At 73.1% G+C, this 13,375-nt stretch carries 12 protein-coding genes; 6 read left to right on the top strand and 6 right to left on the bottom strand.

Annotation, left to right across the window (positions count from 1 at the left end):
- Positions 1–39: 39 nt before the first annotated feature.
- Positions 40–825: an HAD family acid phosphatase gene (locus ACFV4F_RS09630; RefSeq protein ID WP_380491943.1), complete on the bottom strand. Its 786-nt coding sequence runs from the start codon at positions 823–825 to the stop codon at positions 40–42.
- Positions 826–1,013: 188 nt separating this feature from the next.
- A complete protein-coding gene (locus ACFV4F_RS09625; RefSeq protein WP_380501318.1) occupies positions 1,014–1,532 on the bottom strand; it encodes an HAD domain-containing protein in 519 nt (172 codons plus the stop codon).
- Positions 1,533–1,705: 173 nt separating this feature from the next.
- Between ACFV4F_RS09625 and ACFV4F_RS09620 the strand changes: the two genes are divergently transcribed.
- On the top strand, positions 1,706–5,050 hold the full coding sequence (locus ACFV4F_RS09620) for a DEAD/DEAH box helicase (protein WP_380501316.1): 3,345 nt from the start codon (positions 1,706–1,708) through the stop codon (positions 5,048–5,050).
- A gap of 79 nt (positions 5,051–5,129) precedes the next feature.
- On the opposite strand, the gene ACFV4F_RS09615 is transcribed toward ACFV4F_RS09620, so the two are convergent.
- Positions 5,130–5,546 carry an SgcJ/EcaC family oxidoreductase gene (locus ACFV4F_RS09615; protein ID WP_380501314.1) on the bottom strand — a complete coding sequence of 139 codons (417 nt, stop codon included), beginning with the start codon at positions 5,544–5,546 and terminating at the stop codon, positions 5,130–5,132.
- An 86-nt stretch (positions 5,547–5,632) separates the two neighbouring features.
- Here ACFV4F_RS09615 and ACFV4F_RS09610 point away from each other — a divergent pair, with 86 nt between their 5' ends.
- Positions 5,633–6,160, top strand: coding sequence for a GNAT family N-acetyltransferase (locus ACFV4F_RS09610; RefSeq protein WP_380445741.1), 528 nt, complete (start codon positions 5,633–5,635; stop codon positions 6,158–6,160).
- Positions 6,161–6,270: 110 nt separating this feature from the next.
- Here the strand turns inward: ACFV4F_RS09610 and ACFV4F_RS09605 are convergent, their stop codons facing one another.
- Positions 6,271–7,413 carry an LLM class flavin-dependent oxidoreductase gene (locus ACFV4F_RS09605; protein WP_380501312.1) on the bottom strand — a complete coding sequence of 381 codons (1,143 nt, stop codon included), beginning with the start codon at positions 7,411–7,413 and terminating at the stop codon, positions 6,271–6,273.
- A gap of 486 nt (positions 7,414–7,899) precedes the next feature.
- Between ACFV4F_RS09605 and ACFV4F_RS09600 the strand changes: the two genes are divergently transcribed.
- From ACFV4F_RS09600 to ACFV4F_RS09585, 4 genes are all read left to right on the top strand, one after another.
- Positions 7,900–8,784: an ABC transporter substrate-binding protein gene (locus tag ACFV4F_RS09600; RefSeq protein WP_380501310.1), complete on the top strand. Its 885-nt coding sequence runs from the start codon at positions 7,900–7,902 to the stop codon at positions 8,782–8,784.
- A 42-nt stretch (positions 8,785–8,826) separates the two neighbouring features.
- The gene (locus tag ACFV4F_RS09595) at positions 8,827–9,660 is read left to right on the top strand and encodes an amino acid ABC transporter permease (RefSeq protein ID WP_380501308.1); all 834 of its coding nucleotides are present in this window, start codon (positions 8,827–8,829) and stop codon (positions 9,658–9,660) included.
- Complete coding sequence (locus ACFV4F_RS09590; RefSeq protein ID WP_380445746.1) at positions 9,653–10,408, top strand: amino acid ABC transporter ATP-binding protein; 756 nt, start codon at positions 9,653–9,655, stop codon at positions 10,406–10,408. The genes ACFV4F_RS09595 and ACFV4F_RS09590 overlap by 8 nt, the downstream gene beginning before the upstream one ends.
- Before the next feature lie 63 nt (positions 10,409–10,471).
- Positions 10,472–11,155: an esterase/lipase family protein gene (locus tag ACFV4F_RS09585; protein WP_380501306.1), complete on the top strand. Its 684-nt coding sequence runs from the start codon at positions 10,472–10,474 to the stop codon at positions 11,153–11,155.
- A 21-nt stretch (positions 11,156–11,176) separates the two neighbouring features.
- On the opposite strand, the gene ACFV4F_RS09580 is transcribed toward ACFV4F_RS09585, so the two are convergent.
- Together ACFV4F_RS09580 and ACFV4F_RS09575 are read right to left on the bottom strand one after the other, a co-directional pair.
- On the bottom strand, positions 11,177–12,361 hold the full coding sequence (locus ACFV4F_RS09580) for an erythromycin esterase family protein (protein ID WP_380501304.1): 1,185 nt from the start codon (positions 12,359–12,361) through the stop codon (positions 11,177–11,179).
- 43 nt (positions 12,362–12,404) lie between these two features.
- The gene (locus tag ACFV4F_RS09575; RefSeq protein WP_380501470.1) at positions 12,405–13,334 is read right to left on the bottom strand and encodes an NADP-dependent oxidoreductase; all 930 of its coding nucleotides are present in this window, start codon (positions 13,332–13,334) and stop codon (positions 12,405–12,407) included.
- Positions 13,335–13,375: the final 41 nt, after the last annotated feature.

Below are 13,375 nucleotides of genomic sequence, written 5' to 3'. Positions count from 1 at the left end.
GGGCGGCAATACGGAGGACGGCCCGGCCGGCTCCGCGCCCTACGGCAGGTAGTACATCGGGTTCGGCAGCTTGAAGCCCTTGTCCGCGTGCCCGCCGGACAGGTCGCTCTGCTGGTCCCCGAAGTTGCCGACGATCTCGTAGCCCAGGTCCTCGATGTGGGCGCGGGTGCCGGACTTGTACTCGATCACCGAGCACTTCGCCCCGCAGGCCAGGTACGGCGCGGGCGAGGCCGTGTTCTTCAGGAACAGGTGCGCCTCGTCCGCCACCGGGTACCCGACGGCCGCGAGGTTGGCGGCGGTGGCGGCGCGCTGGGCCTCCGGGCGGCCGGTGATGTAGAAGACCGTGTAGCCCTGCTGCTGGGCCCACGTCGCCAGGTCGTTCATGCCGAACACGGCCGGCATGGTCTTCGTGGCGATGTACTGGGCGTTGCTCGCCGGGTTGTAGACGAAGGTCGTTTCGAGCTCGTAGTTGTACGTCGACAGCGTGGTGTCGTCGACGTCGAGCACGATGGCCTTCCTGCCGTCGCGGTCGTGCTTGATCTGCTGCGCCAGGTACTTCCGGGCCTTGGTCTCGACGCCCTTGACCTGGGCGGCGTAGTTGCTGTCCGGAGAGGGCCAGTGCTCCCCGTTGGCGTCGACGGTGTCCCCGTAGTACGCCTTGATCCTGGCCACCTCGTCCGTCATGTTGGTGATCTGACGGTCCGTCCGGGGCGCGGCGGCATCGGCCGCGGCCAGCCCGCCGCCGGCCACCACCGCGCCGACGACGACGCCGACGGCGAGGGTGGGAACCTTCCGCGCACGGGACGTCAGGGTGCTCTCGGGCATGAGGGTCTGCTCCTTCTCCCGCAGGCCGGGAGGGCGCGACTCGCCCGTCGAACCGGCGTGGGGTCTGCGTGATCCCACGAACCGTAGGGGCGACCAACCCCACAGGTCAAGGAGTGTCTACGCGCATGGTCTACGCGCGATGCGACCGAGCCGCGCTCGCCCTGCGCCGAGACGCCGCCACGACGCCGTCAGGGCAGGTGCCGCAGCCAGGAGTCGAGAGCTGCGTAGTCCCCGTCGGTCAGCCCGCGACGGGCGTCGACGCGGTGCAGGAGAGCGTGTCCGCCGTGGTGGGCGGCGACCCACACCCGATCGGTCTCCGTGACCTCGTCATCGACCCAGGCGAACGGGCGTCCGGCCGCCCAGTCGACGACGGCGCGGGTCTTCCAGTGCAGGCCGTCCCGCTCGTCCTGGTCGTCGAGGTCGGAGGGCTCCGGCCACGGCACCACCGGCAGCTGCGGCAGACCGAGCAGCGGGGCCAGGCACTCGTTCGCGTCGGCCATCCAGGTCGTGGCCCACACGACGTCGCACGGCAGCGCGGCCAGCCAGCGGCCGTGCTCGGGGTTGATCCTGCTCAGGAGCGGATTCGCGTCGGCCCCCGGCCCGAGGCCCGTCGCGTAGGTCGGATACTCCTGCGGAGCCGCGCCGAACGGGATGAGCGGGCCGTCGACGTCGAGGAACAGCAGCGGACGCTGCGCGGTGTCGGTCACGTCGGCACGATAGTGCGGGCCGCCCACCGTCCTACGCCGGCCGTCGTTCGTCACCGCCGGGCCGACGGGCGGACTGCCGCCGTACCCCGAGGTGTCCCGCGGTGCCCCGGCATTCCGTAGGCTGATCGTCGCCGATGAGCAGGTGAGCAACCAGGAGCTGCGGGGGGAATGCCATGACGGCGGAGCGTCGGCGTAGGGCGGCGGTGGTCGGGTACTGGCGGGCGGTGGAGCTCTTCAGCCCGCAGAAGGTACCGGCCGCGTCCCTTCGCGAGCGGGTGTACGAGGTCTCACCGGATCGGCCGCTGCCCTGGCAGGACGGCCATCCGCTGCGCCGGTTGCCGCTCGAACCGGGCTTCACCTGGCAGCACGTCGTCTACGGCGGGGTCTTCCCGTTGAGCGCGGTGCGGGACGCCCTCCTGGAGGTCTTCGGGGAGGACGACGAGGACCACGACGGGCGCATGGCCGGCGAGAGCGCGCTGTTCGCCCTGACCGTCAACGACGAGGGCCGGCTGCTCCTCGACTCCCCGATCTTCTCCACCTGCGCCTGGGCGACCGGACGCGCCCGCCGCCCGGGGCCCGGCCGGCCGGGCTGGCTGGACGGTTTCGACGGGGAGGCCCAGTCCTGGCACGCACGGGCCGGTGAACTCGGCGAGGACCCGGTACCGGTGCTCGCCGCGGACGGCGCTCCGGCCGCGGAGGCGCTCACCGCAGCGCGGGCCCTCCTCGCAGAGGGAACCGATGGACCGGACGACGGCGCGGACGGGTCGGAGAGCCCGGTCGGCACCCGTCACATCACGGCGGCGGACCTGCTCGGCTTCGCCTCCGACCTCGCCGACGACTGGTCCGTGGCGAAGGACCTGGCGCCGTTCGCCGTCCGGGTCAGGAGCGTGCAGGTCCGGTCCGACCGCGCCGACGACGTGGACCAGCAGGACTTCCTCAACAGCTTCATCGCCGCCGACCTCGACCGCGTCACCCGCGACCTGGCGCTGAACGATCCCGGCCAGGCTCTCGGGACCTACCTCGCACCCGCCGCGGCCTTCCGCCCGGAGCACCGGATCGACCTCCGCCACCAGCCGGAGCAGGCGCTCGTCCGGGTGAGTCCCGCCGCGGCCCCGCCCGGCCGGTGGCCGGCCAGTACGAAGTACCCGCTGGCGCTCAGCCAGCAGTTCGCCGTCAACCTCGTCGGGGGCGAACTCACCGACTCCGCCGGGGTCTTCGCCGTGAACGGCCCACCCGGCACCGGCAAGACGACGATGCTGCGCGACATCGTCGCCCACCTCGTCGTGGAGCGCGCGACGCGGCTGGCGCGGCTCCGGCTGCCGTCGGCCGCCTTCAGCGACACGACGCACCAGTGGAAGTCCGGGGAGTACTCCCGCACCGTCAGGGAGCTGCGGGCGGAGCTCACGGGATTCGAGATGGTCGTCGCCTCCGCCAACAACGGCGCCGTCGAGAACATCTCCACCGAGATCCCCTCGCTGGGGGCCGTCCACGAGGACTGGCACGCCCAGGCCGACTACTTCGCCGAGCAGGCCACCCGCCTGCTCAAGGGCGAGCCCGCCTGGGGTGCCATCGCGGCGAGGCTGGGCAGCAAGAGGAACCGCGGCGAGTTCGTCTCCCGCTTCTGGTGGGGCCAGGAGAAGGCGTCCGACACCCGACCCGACAACGGCAACAGCACTGGCACCGGCACCGGCACCGGACCCGATGGTGGCCCGCGGGCCGCCGCCCGCCCGTCCGCCGGCCGGACCGCACGGCGTGACGGCTGGATCGACACCGGGCGCGGCCTGCAGCACCTGTTGGCCGAGTACGCCGCCTCCCCCCAGAGCGGCGTGTGGCGCGCGGCCGTCGACCGGTTCCGCAGCGCGCTGGCCACCGTCGAACGGCTCGGCGCCGAGCGTGCGGAGGCCGCCGAGGCCCTGTCCGGCCTGCCCGCCGCGCGGGCCGCGGCCGAGGCCGCCGCCCGCGCCGTCCGGACCACGGCCGAGGACCTGCGACACCGTCAGGAGGACCTTGCCGGAGCCGCCCGGGCGGCAGCCGAGGCACAGCGGCGCCTGGAGGACTGCGAGCGCGAGCGGCAGGCCCACTTCGAGCGGCGCCCCGGGTTCACCGTCAGCCTCTTCACCGCCGGCCGGGCGGCTCGCGACTGGCACGCGGGCGACGCGCCGCTGGCCGAGCGCGAGCAGGCCGCCCGGCTCGCCGCCGACGGGGCCAGGGATGCCGAACAGCGGGCAGGATCGGCCGCACACCTGGCCGAGACCGCGCTGCACCACCACCGCGTGGAGCATGCCGACGCCGTCGAGCGGGCCGAGCGGCTGGAGTCCACTCTCGCGACGGCCCGCGCGCGCTGGGGCGACCGTGTGCCCTCCCCCGAGCTGTTGGCCGAGTCCGAGCGCCGCGAGCTCTCGTCCCCGTGGGCCGACGAGGAGATCACGGCCGCGAGGACCGAGGTGTTCTTCGCGGCGATGGAGGTCCACAAGGCCTTCCTCCGGTGCACCGCGAAGACGATGCGCGCCAACCTCAGGGCCGCCATGGACGTGGTCTCCGGGGCCGCTCCGAAGACCGTGCCCGAGGAGGCCCGCCGCGCCGCGTGGCAGAGCCTCTTCCTGGTCGTCCCCCTGGTGTCGACCACGTTCGCCTCGCTCGACCGGGTCTTCTCCGGCCTCGGCCGCGAGTCCCTCGGCTGGCTCTTCATCGACGAGGCGGGGCAGGCCACCCCGCAGATGGCGGTCGGAGGACTCTGGCGGGCGCGGCGGAGCGTGGTCGTGGGCGACCCGCTCCAGTTGGAGCCCGTCGTCGTCCTGCCCTGGACGGCCCAGCAGGCGCTGCGCCGCGACTTCGGCGTGGACGAGGAGTGGGCGCCGAGCCGCACGTCCGTCCAGCGGGTCGCCGACCGCGCCAACCGGTACGGCACGACGCTGCCCGCCGAACTCCCGGACGGCTCCACCGAGGTGTGGGTCGGCGCGCCGCTCCGCGTCCACCGCCGTTGCGACGACCCGATGTTCGCGGTCAGCAATGCCATCGCCTACGACGGCCTGATGGTCCACGGCACCCCTGATCGCGGGGCGTTCCCGTACGCGGGCAGCTCGTGGGTCGACGTCGCCTCCCCGCAGGCCGAGGGCCACTGGATCCCGGAGGAGGGGCGGGCCCTGCGGCAGATCGTCGAGAAGCTCCTCGACCGCGGGGTCTCCGCCGACGACATCTTCGTCATCAGCCCGTTCCGCGACGTCGTCGCCGGCGCGCAGCGCGTCACCCGCGGCCTGCTGGACCGTACGCGCGTCGGCACCGTCCACACGACGCAGGGCAAGGAGTCGGACGTCGTCATCCTGGTGCTCGGCACCGATCCGCGGCACCCCGGGGCACGCGGCTGGGCCGCCTCCCGGCCCAATCTCCTCAACGTCGCGGTCAGCCGCGCGCGCCGCCGTCTGTTCGTCATCGGCAACCGGGACGCCTGGCGCGACCAGCGCTTCTTCAACACTCTGGCCGACGCCCTGCCCACCCATGTGTGGCACCCGCCGCGGTGACCTCCGCAGGAAGCCTCCGTACACGAGCGGGCGCGCCCCGGTCCCGACCCCCGTGCGGGGCCGGGGTGCACCCGGCCGTCTACCCCGCGTGAACCGCAGTGTTCTGGCAGGCGTGCAGGAGCCACCGTCCGTCGGCGCCGCGTGTCATGACATAGAGCGGGCTGCCCTCGGAATCGCCGTCGGAATCGCCGTCGGCCGACCGGTACACCTGGCGCACCTTGACGGCGGCGACGTCCGGGCGCAGGAACCGCACGTGCGCCACCTCGTACGTCACCTGCCCGTCCCAGTCGTCGGCGGGCAGCACCGCGCGGGTGAACCCGGCGATCGCCTCGCGCCCGAGCAGGACCCTGCCGTGCGCGGTGGTCCACAGGGCGTCGGGGTGGAAGAGGGCCAGGAAGCCGTCCACGTCCTTGGCCCGCTGGGTGCGCTCGACGGTGGCGACGACGTCGGCGATGGCTTTGACATCGGGGTTCTCGGTACTCGTTTCGTGACTCATGCGCACCACCCTCGCCCTTCAAGTGGGCTTGAGGTCAAGGGAAACCTGCCTGCGGACGGCGGATCGACGGGAGTACGGTTCCGCGCATGGGTCCTCACCAGTCGCTCCCCCGCGACCTGTCCGCCGTCGCGTCGACCATCGCCGTGCCCGTGAGCGTGCGGGACCTCCGCCCGGAGGACCTGCCCGCGTGCACGTGGTCCGGATCGGCCCTCCATCTCCGCAGCGTGGAACGGGAGTTGCTGCGCGCGGCGGCGGGCGAAGTCGACTACCTGGCCGTCTGCACGCCCGTGGACATCCCGGTGGCCATCGGCGGCGTCGACTACCGGGCCGCTGCGGGCGCCGGCACGATCTGGCAGCTCGCGGTGCTCCCCGCCCTCCAGTCCCGCGGCCTGGGCACGCTCCTGATCCGCGCCGCCGAACAGCGCATCAGGGACCGCGGCCTCCGCCGGGCCGAACTCGGCGTCGAGGAGGACAATCCCCGGGCCCGCGCCCTGTACGAGCGCCTGGGCTACGTCGCCTACGGGCGCGAGACCGACGCCTGGGACGAGGAAGCGCCCGACGGATCGGTCCGCCGCCACGAGACGATGTGCGTCCTGATGCGCCGGGAGCTGTGACGCCCCCCTGGCTTTCCCATGGACCACTGCGCCAGGGCGTGCGGAACCACAGATCCGCTACGAACGTCGACGAGCCCCGGCGACGGCGGCGAGGTGCGCTGGATAGCGCGTCACACCACGCCGGGCAGGGGTCCGACCAGCCCGCGGGACTGGAGCACCGGGCGGACGCCCTCACCGAACCAGTAGGCCTCCTCCAGGTGTGGGTACCCGGAGAGGACGAAGTGGTCGACGCCGAGGGCGTGGTACTCCTCGATCCGGTCGGCGACCTGTTCGTGGCTGCCGACGAGAGCGGTGCCCGCGCCGCCCCGGACCAGGCCGACGCCGGCCCACAGGTTCGGGTGGATCTCCAACTCGGCACGGGAGCCCCGGTGGAGGGCCAGCATCCGCTGCTGGCCCACCGACTCGCTGCGGCCCAGCAGGTGTTGGGCCCGCGCGACCTCGGCGTCGCCGATGCCGTCCAGGAGCCGCTCGGCCTCCTGCCAGGCGTGGCGGGAGGAGTCGCGCGAGATGGTGTGCAGGCGGATGCCGAAGCGGATCTCCCGGCCCTCGGCCTGCGCGAGTCCGCGGATCCAGTCGATCTTCTCCTTGACCTGCGCGGGCGGCTCGCCCCACGTCAGGTAGACGTCGGCGTGCCTGGCGGCGACCGGCCCCGCGGCGGGCGAGGAGCCGCCGAAGAAGACCGGGACGGCCGGCGTCGGCGGCACGGGCACGTGGGCACCGGCCACCCGGTAGTGGGTGCCCGCGAAGTCGAACGGCGTCCCGCTCCAGGCGCCGCGCACCACGGTGAGGAACTCGTCGGTCCTGGCGTAGCGGCCGTCGTGGTCGAGGTGGTCGCCGAAGCGGGCCTGCTCGTCGGCGTCCCCGCCGGTGACGACGTTGAGCAGCAGCCGGCCGCGGGTGGCCCGCTGGTAGGTGGCGGCCATCTGGGCGGCGAGGGTGGGCGAGATCAAGCCGGGGCGGAAGGCGACGAGGAACTTCAGGCGCTCGGTCTCGTGGGCGAGGAAGGCCGTGGTGAGCCAGGCGTCCTCGCACCAGGTGCCGGTCGGGGTGAGCACCGCCTCGAAGCCCAGCCGGTCGGCGGCCTTGGCGATCTGCGCGAGGTACTCGACGTCCGGCCGGCGCACGGCGGCGGCCGCCCGGCCGGGGACGGCGTTCGCCGCGGCACCGTCGAGGTTGCTGGCGTAGGCGTGGCGGTCGACCAGGCCGCGGCCGTCGCCGCCGGTCGGCAGGAACCAGTGGAGGTGAACGTTCACGGTGGATGCTCCGGAGTGGTTCGGGGGGGCGCAGCGGGATGGTGTCGTCGTCCGGCGCACGGCAGGAGCGCGCCTCGACTGTGCACGGACGCAGAAGGCCGACTACAGGCGACGGCTGCCGATGGGCTCGGCCGGATCGGGCCGTGGAGGCAGGCGGGCGGGGCGCTCTCAGCAGGCGAGACAGGCAGCGGAACAGACCCGGAGGAGGTCGATGTGACCGCGGGTCGTCAGGGCGACGGAGCGCTGCTGCATGCCGTGGAAGCTAGCCGGACTGCGCCGGCGGCGTCAACGGGTGCCCGGAGGGCGGCCCGGGGAGCTTTCATACCGCCGCAACACCTCGGCAACGATCATGGCGGATATTGATCAGGTCAATCGTTCGACCGACGCGGTGAGGCCCGCGACCGGCCCGACCGGGCCGGGACCGCCGTCTCGGCACCGCTCACCGACGGTCGCCTCCTTCACCGCCACCGCCTTTCTGGAGCCACCATGCGCCCGCGCCGGGTCCTCGTCGCCGCCCTCGCTGCCCTCGCCTCCCTCGTGCCCCTCACCGCGTGCAGCAGCAGCGCGTCGTCCGGCGTCAAGTCCGCCGACAACCCGTACCAGCTCACCGAGCCGGGGACGCTCCACGTCGGCACGCTCTCGGACGCGCCGCCGAACGTCTACCTCAAGGACGGCAAGTTCACCGGCTTCGACAACGACCTCTTCGCCGCCGTCGCCGCCAAGGCCGGCCTGAAGGTCCAGTTCGCCTCGACCGACTTCTCGGCCCTGCTGTCCCAGGTCGCCAACCACAAGTTCGACGTGGGCAGTTCGTCCATCACCGTCACCGAGGCGCGCAAGAAGACGGTGGCCTTCACGAACGGCTACGACTTCGGCTACTTCGGGCTCGACGTGCCCGCGGGTTCGTCCGTCACGAGCTTCGACCAGCTGACGGGCAAGCGGGTCGTCGTCGTGCAGGGGACCGTCCAGGACGACTACGCCACCAAGCGCAACCTCAACCCGGTGCGCGTCCCCGACTACAACAGCGCGCTCAACCAGCTGAAGACCGGCACCGCCGAGGCCTGGATCTCCCCCGCCGAGATCGGCGAGAAGAGCGCCAACGACAGCGGCGGCAAGGTGCTGCTCGTCCAGAAGCAGCTCAGCCCCTCGCCGACCGCCTTCGCCGTCGCGCCGGACCGGCCGCAGCTGCTCGCCGCCCTGAACAAGGGCCTCGACGAGGTCATCGCGGACGGCACCTGGAACCGCCTCCAGGACCAGTACTACCCGGGCCGCGCCGTGCCGGACGGTTTCCACCCCGGCAGCGGGACGGCGTCCGGTGGCGCGACGGCGGGCCAGTCGACGCCGGCCGCCCCCACCGCGTCCGCGACGCCCTGACCCCCAGCCGATCCGGCCCTACTCACCAATCAGGAGATCGACGTGGACCAGCTGGGCACGCTGGCGGAGACGTTCTTCAACTGGGGATCGATGCGCGAGGCGATCTCCGACCTGCTCACCACCGGCGTCCCCAACACGCTGATCCTCGCGGCGACTTCGGCCGTCATCGGCACCGTCCTCGGCCTGCTGCTGGCCGTGGCCGGGATCTCCCGGACCCGCTGGCTTCGGTGGCCGGCCCGCGCCTACACCGACGTGTTCCGCGGCCTCCCCGCCGCGGTCACCATCCTGCTGATCGGCGTGGGGCTGGCCCCGCAGGGACTACGCATCTGGGGCCCCGACCCGTACCCGCTGGGGATCCTCGCGCTCTCGCTGATCGCCGCCGCCTACTTCGGCGAGATCTTCCGCTCGGGCATCCAGAGCGTGGAGGCGGGCCAGTTGGAGGCCGCCCGCGCGCTCGGCTTCCGGTACAGCGCCGCGATGCGGCTGATCATCGTCCCGCTCGGGATCAGGCGCGTCCTGCCCGCCTGGGTCAACCAGCTCATCGCGCTCATCAAGGACTCCAGCCTGATCTACTTCCTCGGGCTCACCGCCGGGCAGCGGGACCTGTTCCGGATCGGCCAGGACGCCGCCGCCACCACGGGCAACGAGTCCGCGCTCGTCCTCGCCGGGCTGTTCTACCTCCTGCTCACCGTGCCGCTGACGCACCTGGTCAACGTGATCGACCGCCGTCTGCGGAACGGTCGCCGGGTCACCGAACCGGCACCCGCCGAGACACCCACCGAGGCACCCACCAAGGCACCTGCCGAGGCACCTGCCCGGGAAGCACGTCGGGAGCCACTGTCGACCACCGCGCCCGAGGGAGCGACCCGTGCCTGACGAGCGACCCACCCCCGCGTTCTCCCCGGTCAGCCTGGCCACCCGCGACCTCCACCTGTCCCTCGGCGGCAACCCCGTCCTGCGCGGCGTCGACCTGGACGTCCCCCGGGGGAACACCCTCTGCGTGATCGGGCCGTCCGGCTCCGGCAAGTCGACGCTGCTGCGCGCCGTCAACCGCCTGGTCGAGCCCGACCGCGGCGACGTCCTGCTGGACGGCGAGAGCGTGCTGCGGCGCGACCCCGACCGGCTGCGCCGCCAAGTCGGCATGGTGTTCCAGCAGTTCAACCTCTTCCCGCACATGAGCGTCCTGCGCAACCTGACCCTCCCCCTGCGCAAGCTCAAGGGCCTCTCCCGCGACGCCGCCACCGAGGCCGCCCTCCGCCAGCTCGACCTGGTCGGGCTGCGCCACAAGGCGGACGCCCGCCCGGGCCGGCTCTCCGGCGGGCAGCAGCAGCGGGTCGCCATCGCCCGCGCCCTGGTGATGGACCCCCAGGTCATGCTCTTCGACGAGGCCACCTCCGCGCTGGATCCGGAACTGGTCAAGGGCGTCCTCTCGTTGATGGCGGACCTCGGCCGCGCGGGCATGACGATGGTGGTCGTCACGCACGAGATGGGCTTCGCCCGCGAGGCCGCCGACGGCGTCGCCTTCATGGACGGCGGCGTCGTGGTCGAGTCCGGCCCGCCCGAGGCGGTCTTCGGCGCGCCGCAGAGCCCGCGGCTGCGGACGTTCCTCTCGGACGTACTGTGACGTAACATCGTTGGCCTGCAATGGAGTTGTGTCACCCCGCCGACGTTCACCGGAGGACACGCCATGCGCCGCGCCGCCACCGCCCTCACCGCCGCCGTGTCCGTGCTCCTGCTCGCGGCACCCGGGGTCGCCCCGTCGGCCCACGCCGGCCCGGCGACCCCGGTCGTCCTCGTCCACGGGCGCAACGCGGACCCGGGCGTGTGGCGGGCCACGATCGCCGGTCTGGAGGCGAAGGGCTTCCCGGCCGACCGGATCTTCGCCTGGTCGTACGACACCTCCCGGTCCACGAACGAGGTCCTGGCCGGCCGGCTCTCCGCCTACGTCGACCAGGTGCTCCAGAAGACCGGCGCGGCCAGGGTCGACATCGTCGCGCACAGTCTGGGCAGCCTGCCGAGCCGCTGGTACGTCGAGTTCGGCGACGGCGCACGCACGGTCGCGAACTGGATCTCCCTGGCCGGCCCCAACCACGGCACCGGCCTCGCCTGGCTCTGCGCCGCGTGGGACCAGGGCTGCCGCGACATGACGCCCGGCTCGTACGTCGTCACCAACCTGAACCGGGACGACGAGACGCCCGGCCCCGTCCACTACTGGACCTTCTGGTCCCCCTGCGACGAGCAGATCCTCCCCAACGCGAGCACCCCGCTGAACGGCGCCGCCAACACCGAGACGTCATGCCTCAAGCACAACGACTTCCTCACCGACCCCGCCGTGATCGACGCCGTCGCCGGGATCCTGGCCGCCGGGTAGGCCCCTCCGTCCAGGCCGGGCTCACGGCAGCCAGTGCACCGGGGAGACCTCGCGGATGTGGACGAGGACGTCGAAGGCCCCGGCCAGGGAGGCGACGGCCAGGTGTTCGGCGGCGTCGCGCTCCGGGGTGTAGACACCGCTGACGACGCGGGCCTTCGCCGGTCCGTCCCACTGCGCGCGCACGTCCTCGTCACGCAGGTCCAGCCAGCGCGCGGGCAGGCCCGTCTCACCGAGCCTCGCGTCGACGAAGTCCGCGGCCGGGCCCGGCACGACGGCGACGCCGAGGTCCCCGTGGTGGAAGCCGATCGCCACGGAGACGTACCGCCGGCCGTAGCGCTCGCGCAGCAGGCTGCCGACGCCGGCCTGCGAGCCGCGCTCGGCCGCCAGGCCCACCACGGCCTCGCCCGCCGAGGTGTGCGCGATGCCGTCCCAGTAGACGGTGCGCGCACCGGTCCGGCCCTGGGCCTCGGCGACGGCCTCGGCCCACACCTCGGCCTCGCCCGCGTAGTTGCCGCGCCCGGCGACGCTGCGCTCGTGGTACTCCACGATCAGCCGCATCCTCGCGGCCGCGTCGTCGGCGCCGGGGGTGGACTCGACCAACTCGAGTGCGTCGCGGGCGTGTTCGACGAACGGCCGTCCGGGGTGGACGCCGCGCGCCCGCTGCACGTGCTCGTCGATCTCGTGGACGGTGCGGATGGGATCCAGGTGGGCCGCCACCTCCGCGAGCCGCTCCGGCGCCACCAACCGCACGTGCTCCAGGACGGCGTCGTAGTCGGCGGGCCCCGCCTGGAGCGGCTTCACACCGAAGATCCGGACCGGATCGTCCGCGTGGTCCCGGTTGAACGCCCGGATCCACTCCAGGGCGGCGACCATCTCGGCGGTGCGCCACGGGCGCCAGGCACCCGCCAGCGCGGACACGGCCGAGCCCTCGCCTCCGCCCACGTACGCGTCGAGGGCCGCGGCGGCGCCCGCGTCGTCCTGGACGGCCAGCGCGCGGAAGCCGTGGTCCCGGACGAGCCGGCGGAACAGCTGGTCCCGCACCCCGAAGGTCTCGCGGGAGAAGCGCGTGGACTCCCCGATACCGACCACCGTCGCTCCGTCGGCCAGTCGGCCGGCGATCTCGTCGAGCACGGTGTCGGCCAGCGGGAGGGAGTCGGTGTACTGAGGGTCGGTCAGGTCGTGGATGACTGCGGTGTTCTTCGGCATGTCGTGCAGTCTCGTACCTGAAGTCGACTTGAAGTCAAGCGACTCAATCGGCGGGAACGGACACAGCGCGCGAGTCGCCTCGGACGACCAGGACCCGGCGCCCGCGCGTGTGCCCGGCCCGGCTGTCCGCGTGCGCGGCGGCGGCCTCGGCGAGGGTGTACGCCTTGTCGACCGGGATGTGGAGCAGCCCCCGTGAGATGAGGTCGACGGCCTCGGCGAGCGCGTCGGGCACGCTCCCGGCCACGCCGGAGAAGCGGACGCCGAGCCCGGGTGCGGTGAGGTCGGCGATGGAGACCACCTTCCGCGCGTCCCCGGTCAGTTCGACGAGTTCACGGATCACGCCGGAACCGGACAGGTCGAGGGCCCCGTCGACTCGGCCGAGCCGCCGCACCCGCTCGGCCCAGCCCGGGCCGTACGTCGTGGCGGCGGCGCCCAGGCCGCGCAGGTAGTCCTGGTTCGCGGCGCCGGCCGTGCCGATGACCGCGATGCCGCGGTCGCGGGCGATCTGCAGCACCGCCGATCCGACTCCGCCGGACGCGCCGCAGACCAGCAGCGTCTGCCCGGGCCGCACGCCGACCTCTCGGATGATGCGCAGCGCGGTCTCGACCACGGAGGGGTAGCCCGCCGCCTCCTCGAACGTCAGCCCTTCGGGCATCCGGGCCCAGGCGGACAGGACGGCGAACTCGGCGTAGGTGTCGACCCCTTCGCCGAACACGTGGTCGCCGACCTCGACGTCGTCGACGCCCTCGCCGACCTCGTCCACCACCCCGGCGGCGTCCAGCCCGACGCCGGACGGCAGGCGGGTCGGATGGGCCCCCAGGACCTGGCCCTCGCGGATCCTCCAGTCGACGGGGTTCACGCCCGCCGCCCGCACGGCGATGCGTATCCGGCCGGGGCCCGCGTGGGGCGCCTCGGCGTCCACCAGTTGCAGGACCTCCGGGCCGCCGAACTCGTCGAAGCTCACCTTCTTCATGTTCTTCATGCGGCCGACCGTAACACTAACGGTTAGGCTTT

Origin of the sequence: Kitasatospora sp. NPDC059722 (genome assembly GCF_042733235.1) — a bacterium.
In the GTDB taxonomy this organism is placed as follows: Bacteria; Actinomycetota; Actinomycetes; order Streptomycetales; family Streptomycetaceae; genus Kitasatospora.
Note: the sequence above shows the minus strand (reverse complement) of the source record. Positions and strands in the feature narration are given on the sequence as shown.

What these genes read in the sequence shown, in the direction of transcription:
- ACFV4F_RS09630 (WP_380491943.1), bottom strand. Translation starts at nt 825, where the DNA reads ATGCCCGAGAGCACCCTGACGTCCCGTGCGCGGAAGGTTCCCACCCTC.
- ACFV4F_RS09620 (WP_380501316.1), top strand. Translation starts at nt 1,706, where the DNA reads ATGACGGCGGAGCGTCGGCGTAGGGCGGCGGTGGTCGGGTACTGGCGG.
- ACFV4F_RS09615 (WP_380501314.1), bottom strand. Translation starts at nt 5,546, where the DNA reads ATGAGTCACGAAACGAGTACCGAGAACCCCGATGTCAAAGCCATCGCC.
- ACFV4F_RS09610 (WP_380445741.1), top strand. Translation starts at nt 5,633, where the DNA reads ATGGGTCCTCACCAGTCGCTCCCCCGCGACCTGTCCGCCGTCGCGTCG.
- ACFV4F_RS09600 (WP_380501310.1), top strand. Translation starts at nt 7,900, where the DNA reads ATGCGCCCGCGCCGGGTCCTCGTCGCCGCCCTCGCTGCCCTCGCCTCC.
- ACFV4F_RS09585 (WP_380501306.1), top strand. Translation starts at nt 10,472, where the DNA reads ATGCGCCGCGCCGCCACCGCCCTCACCGCCGCCGTGTCCGTGCTCCTG.
- ACFV4F_RS09580 (WP_380501304.1), bottom strand. Translation starts at nt 12,361, where the DNA reads ATGCCGAAGAACACCGCAGTCATCCACGACCTGACCGACCCTCAGTAC.
- ACFV4F_RS09575 (WP_380501470.1), bottom strand. Translation starts at nt 13,334, where the DNA reads ATGAAGAAGGTGAGCTTCGACGAGTTCGGCGGCCCGGAGGTCCTGCAA.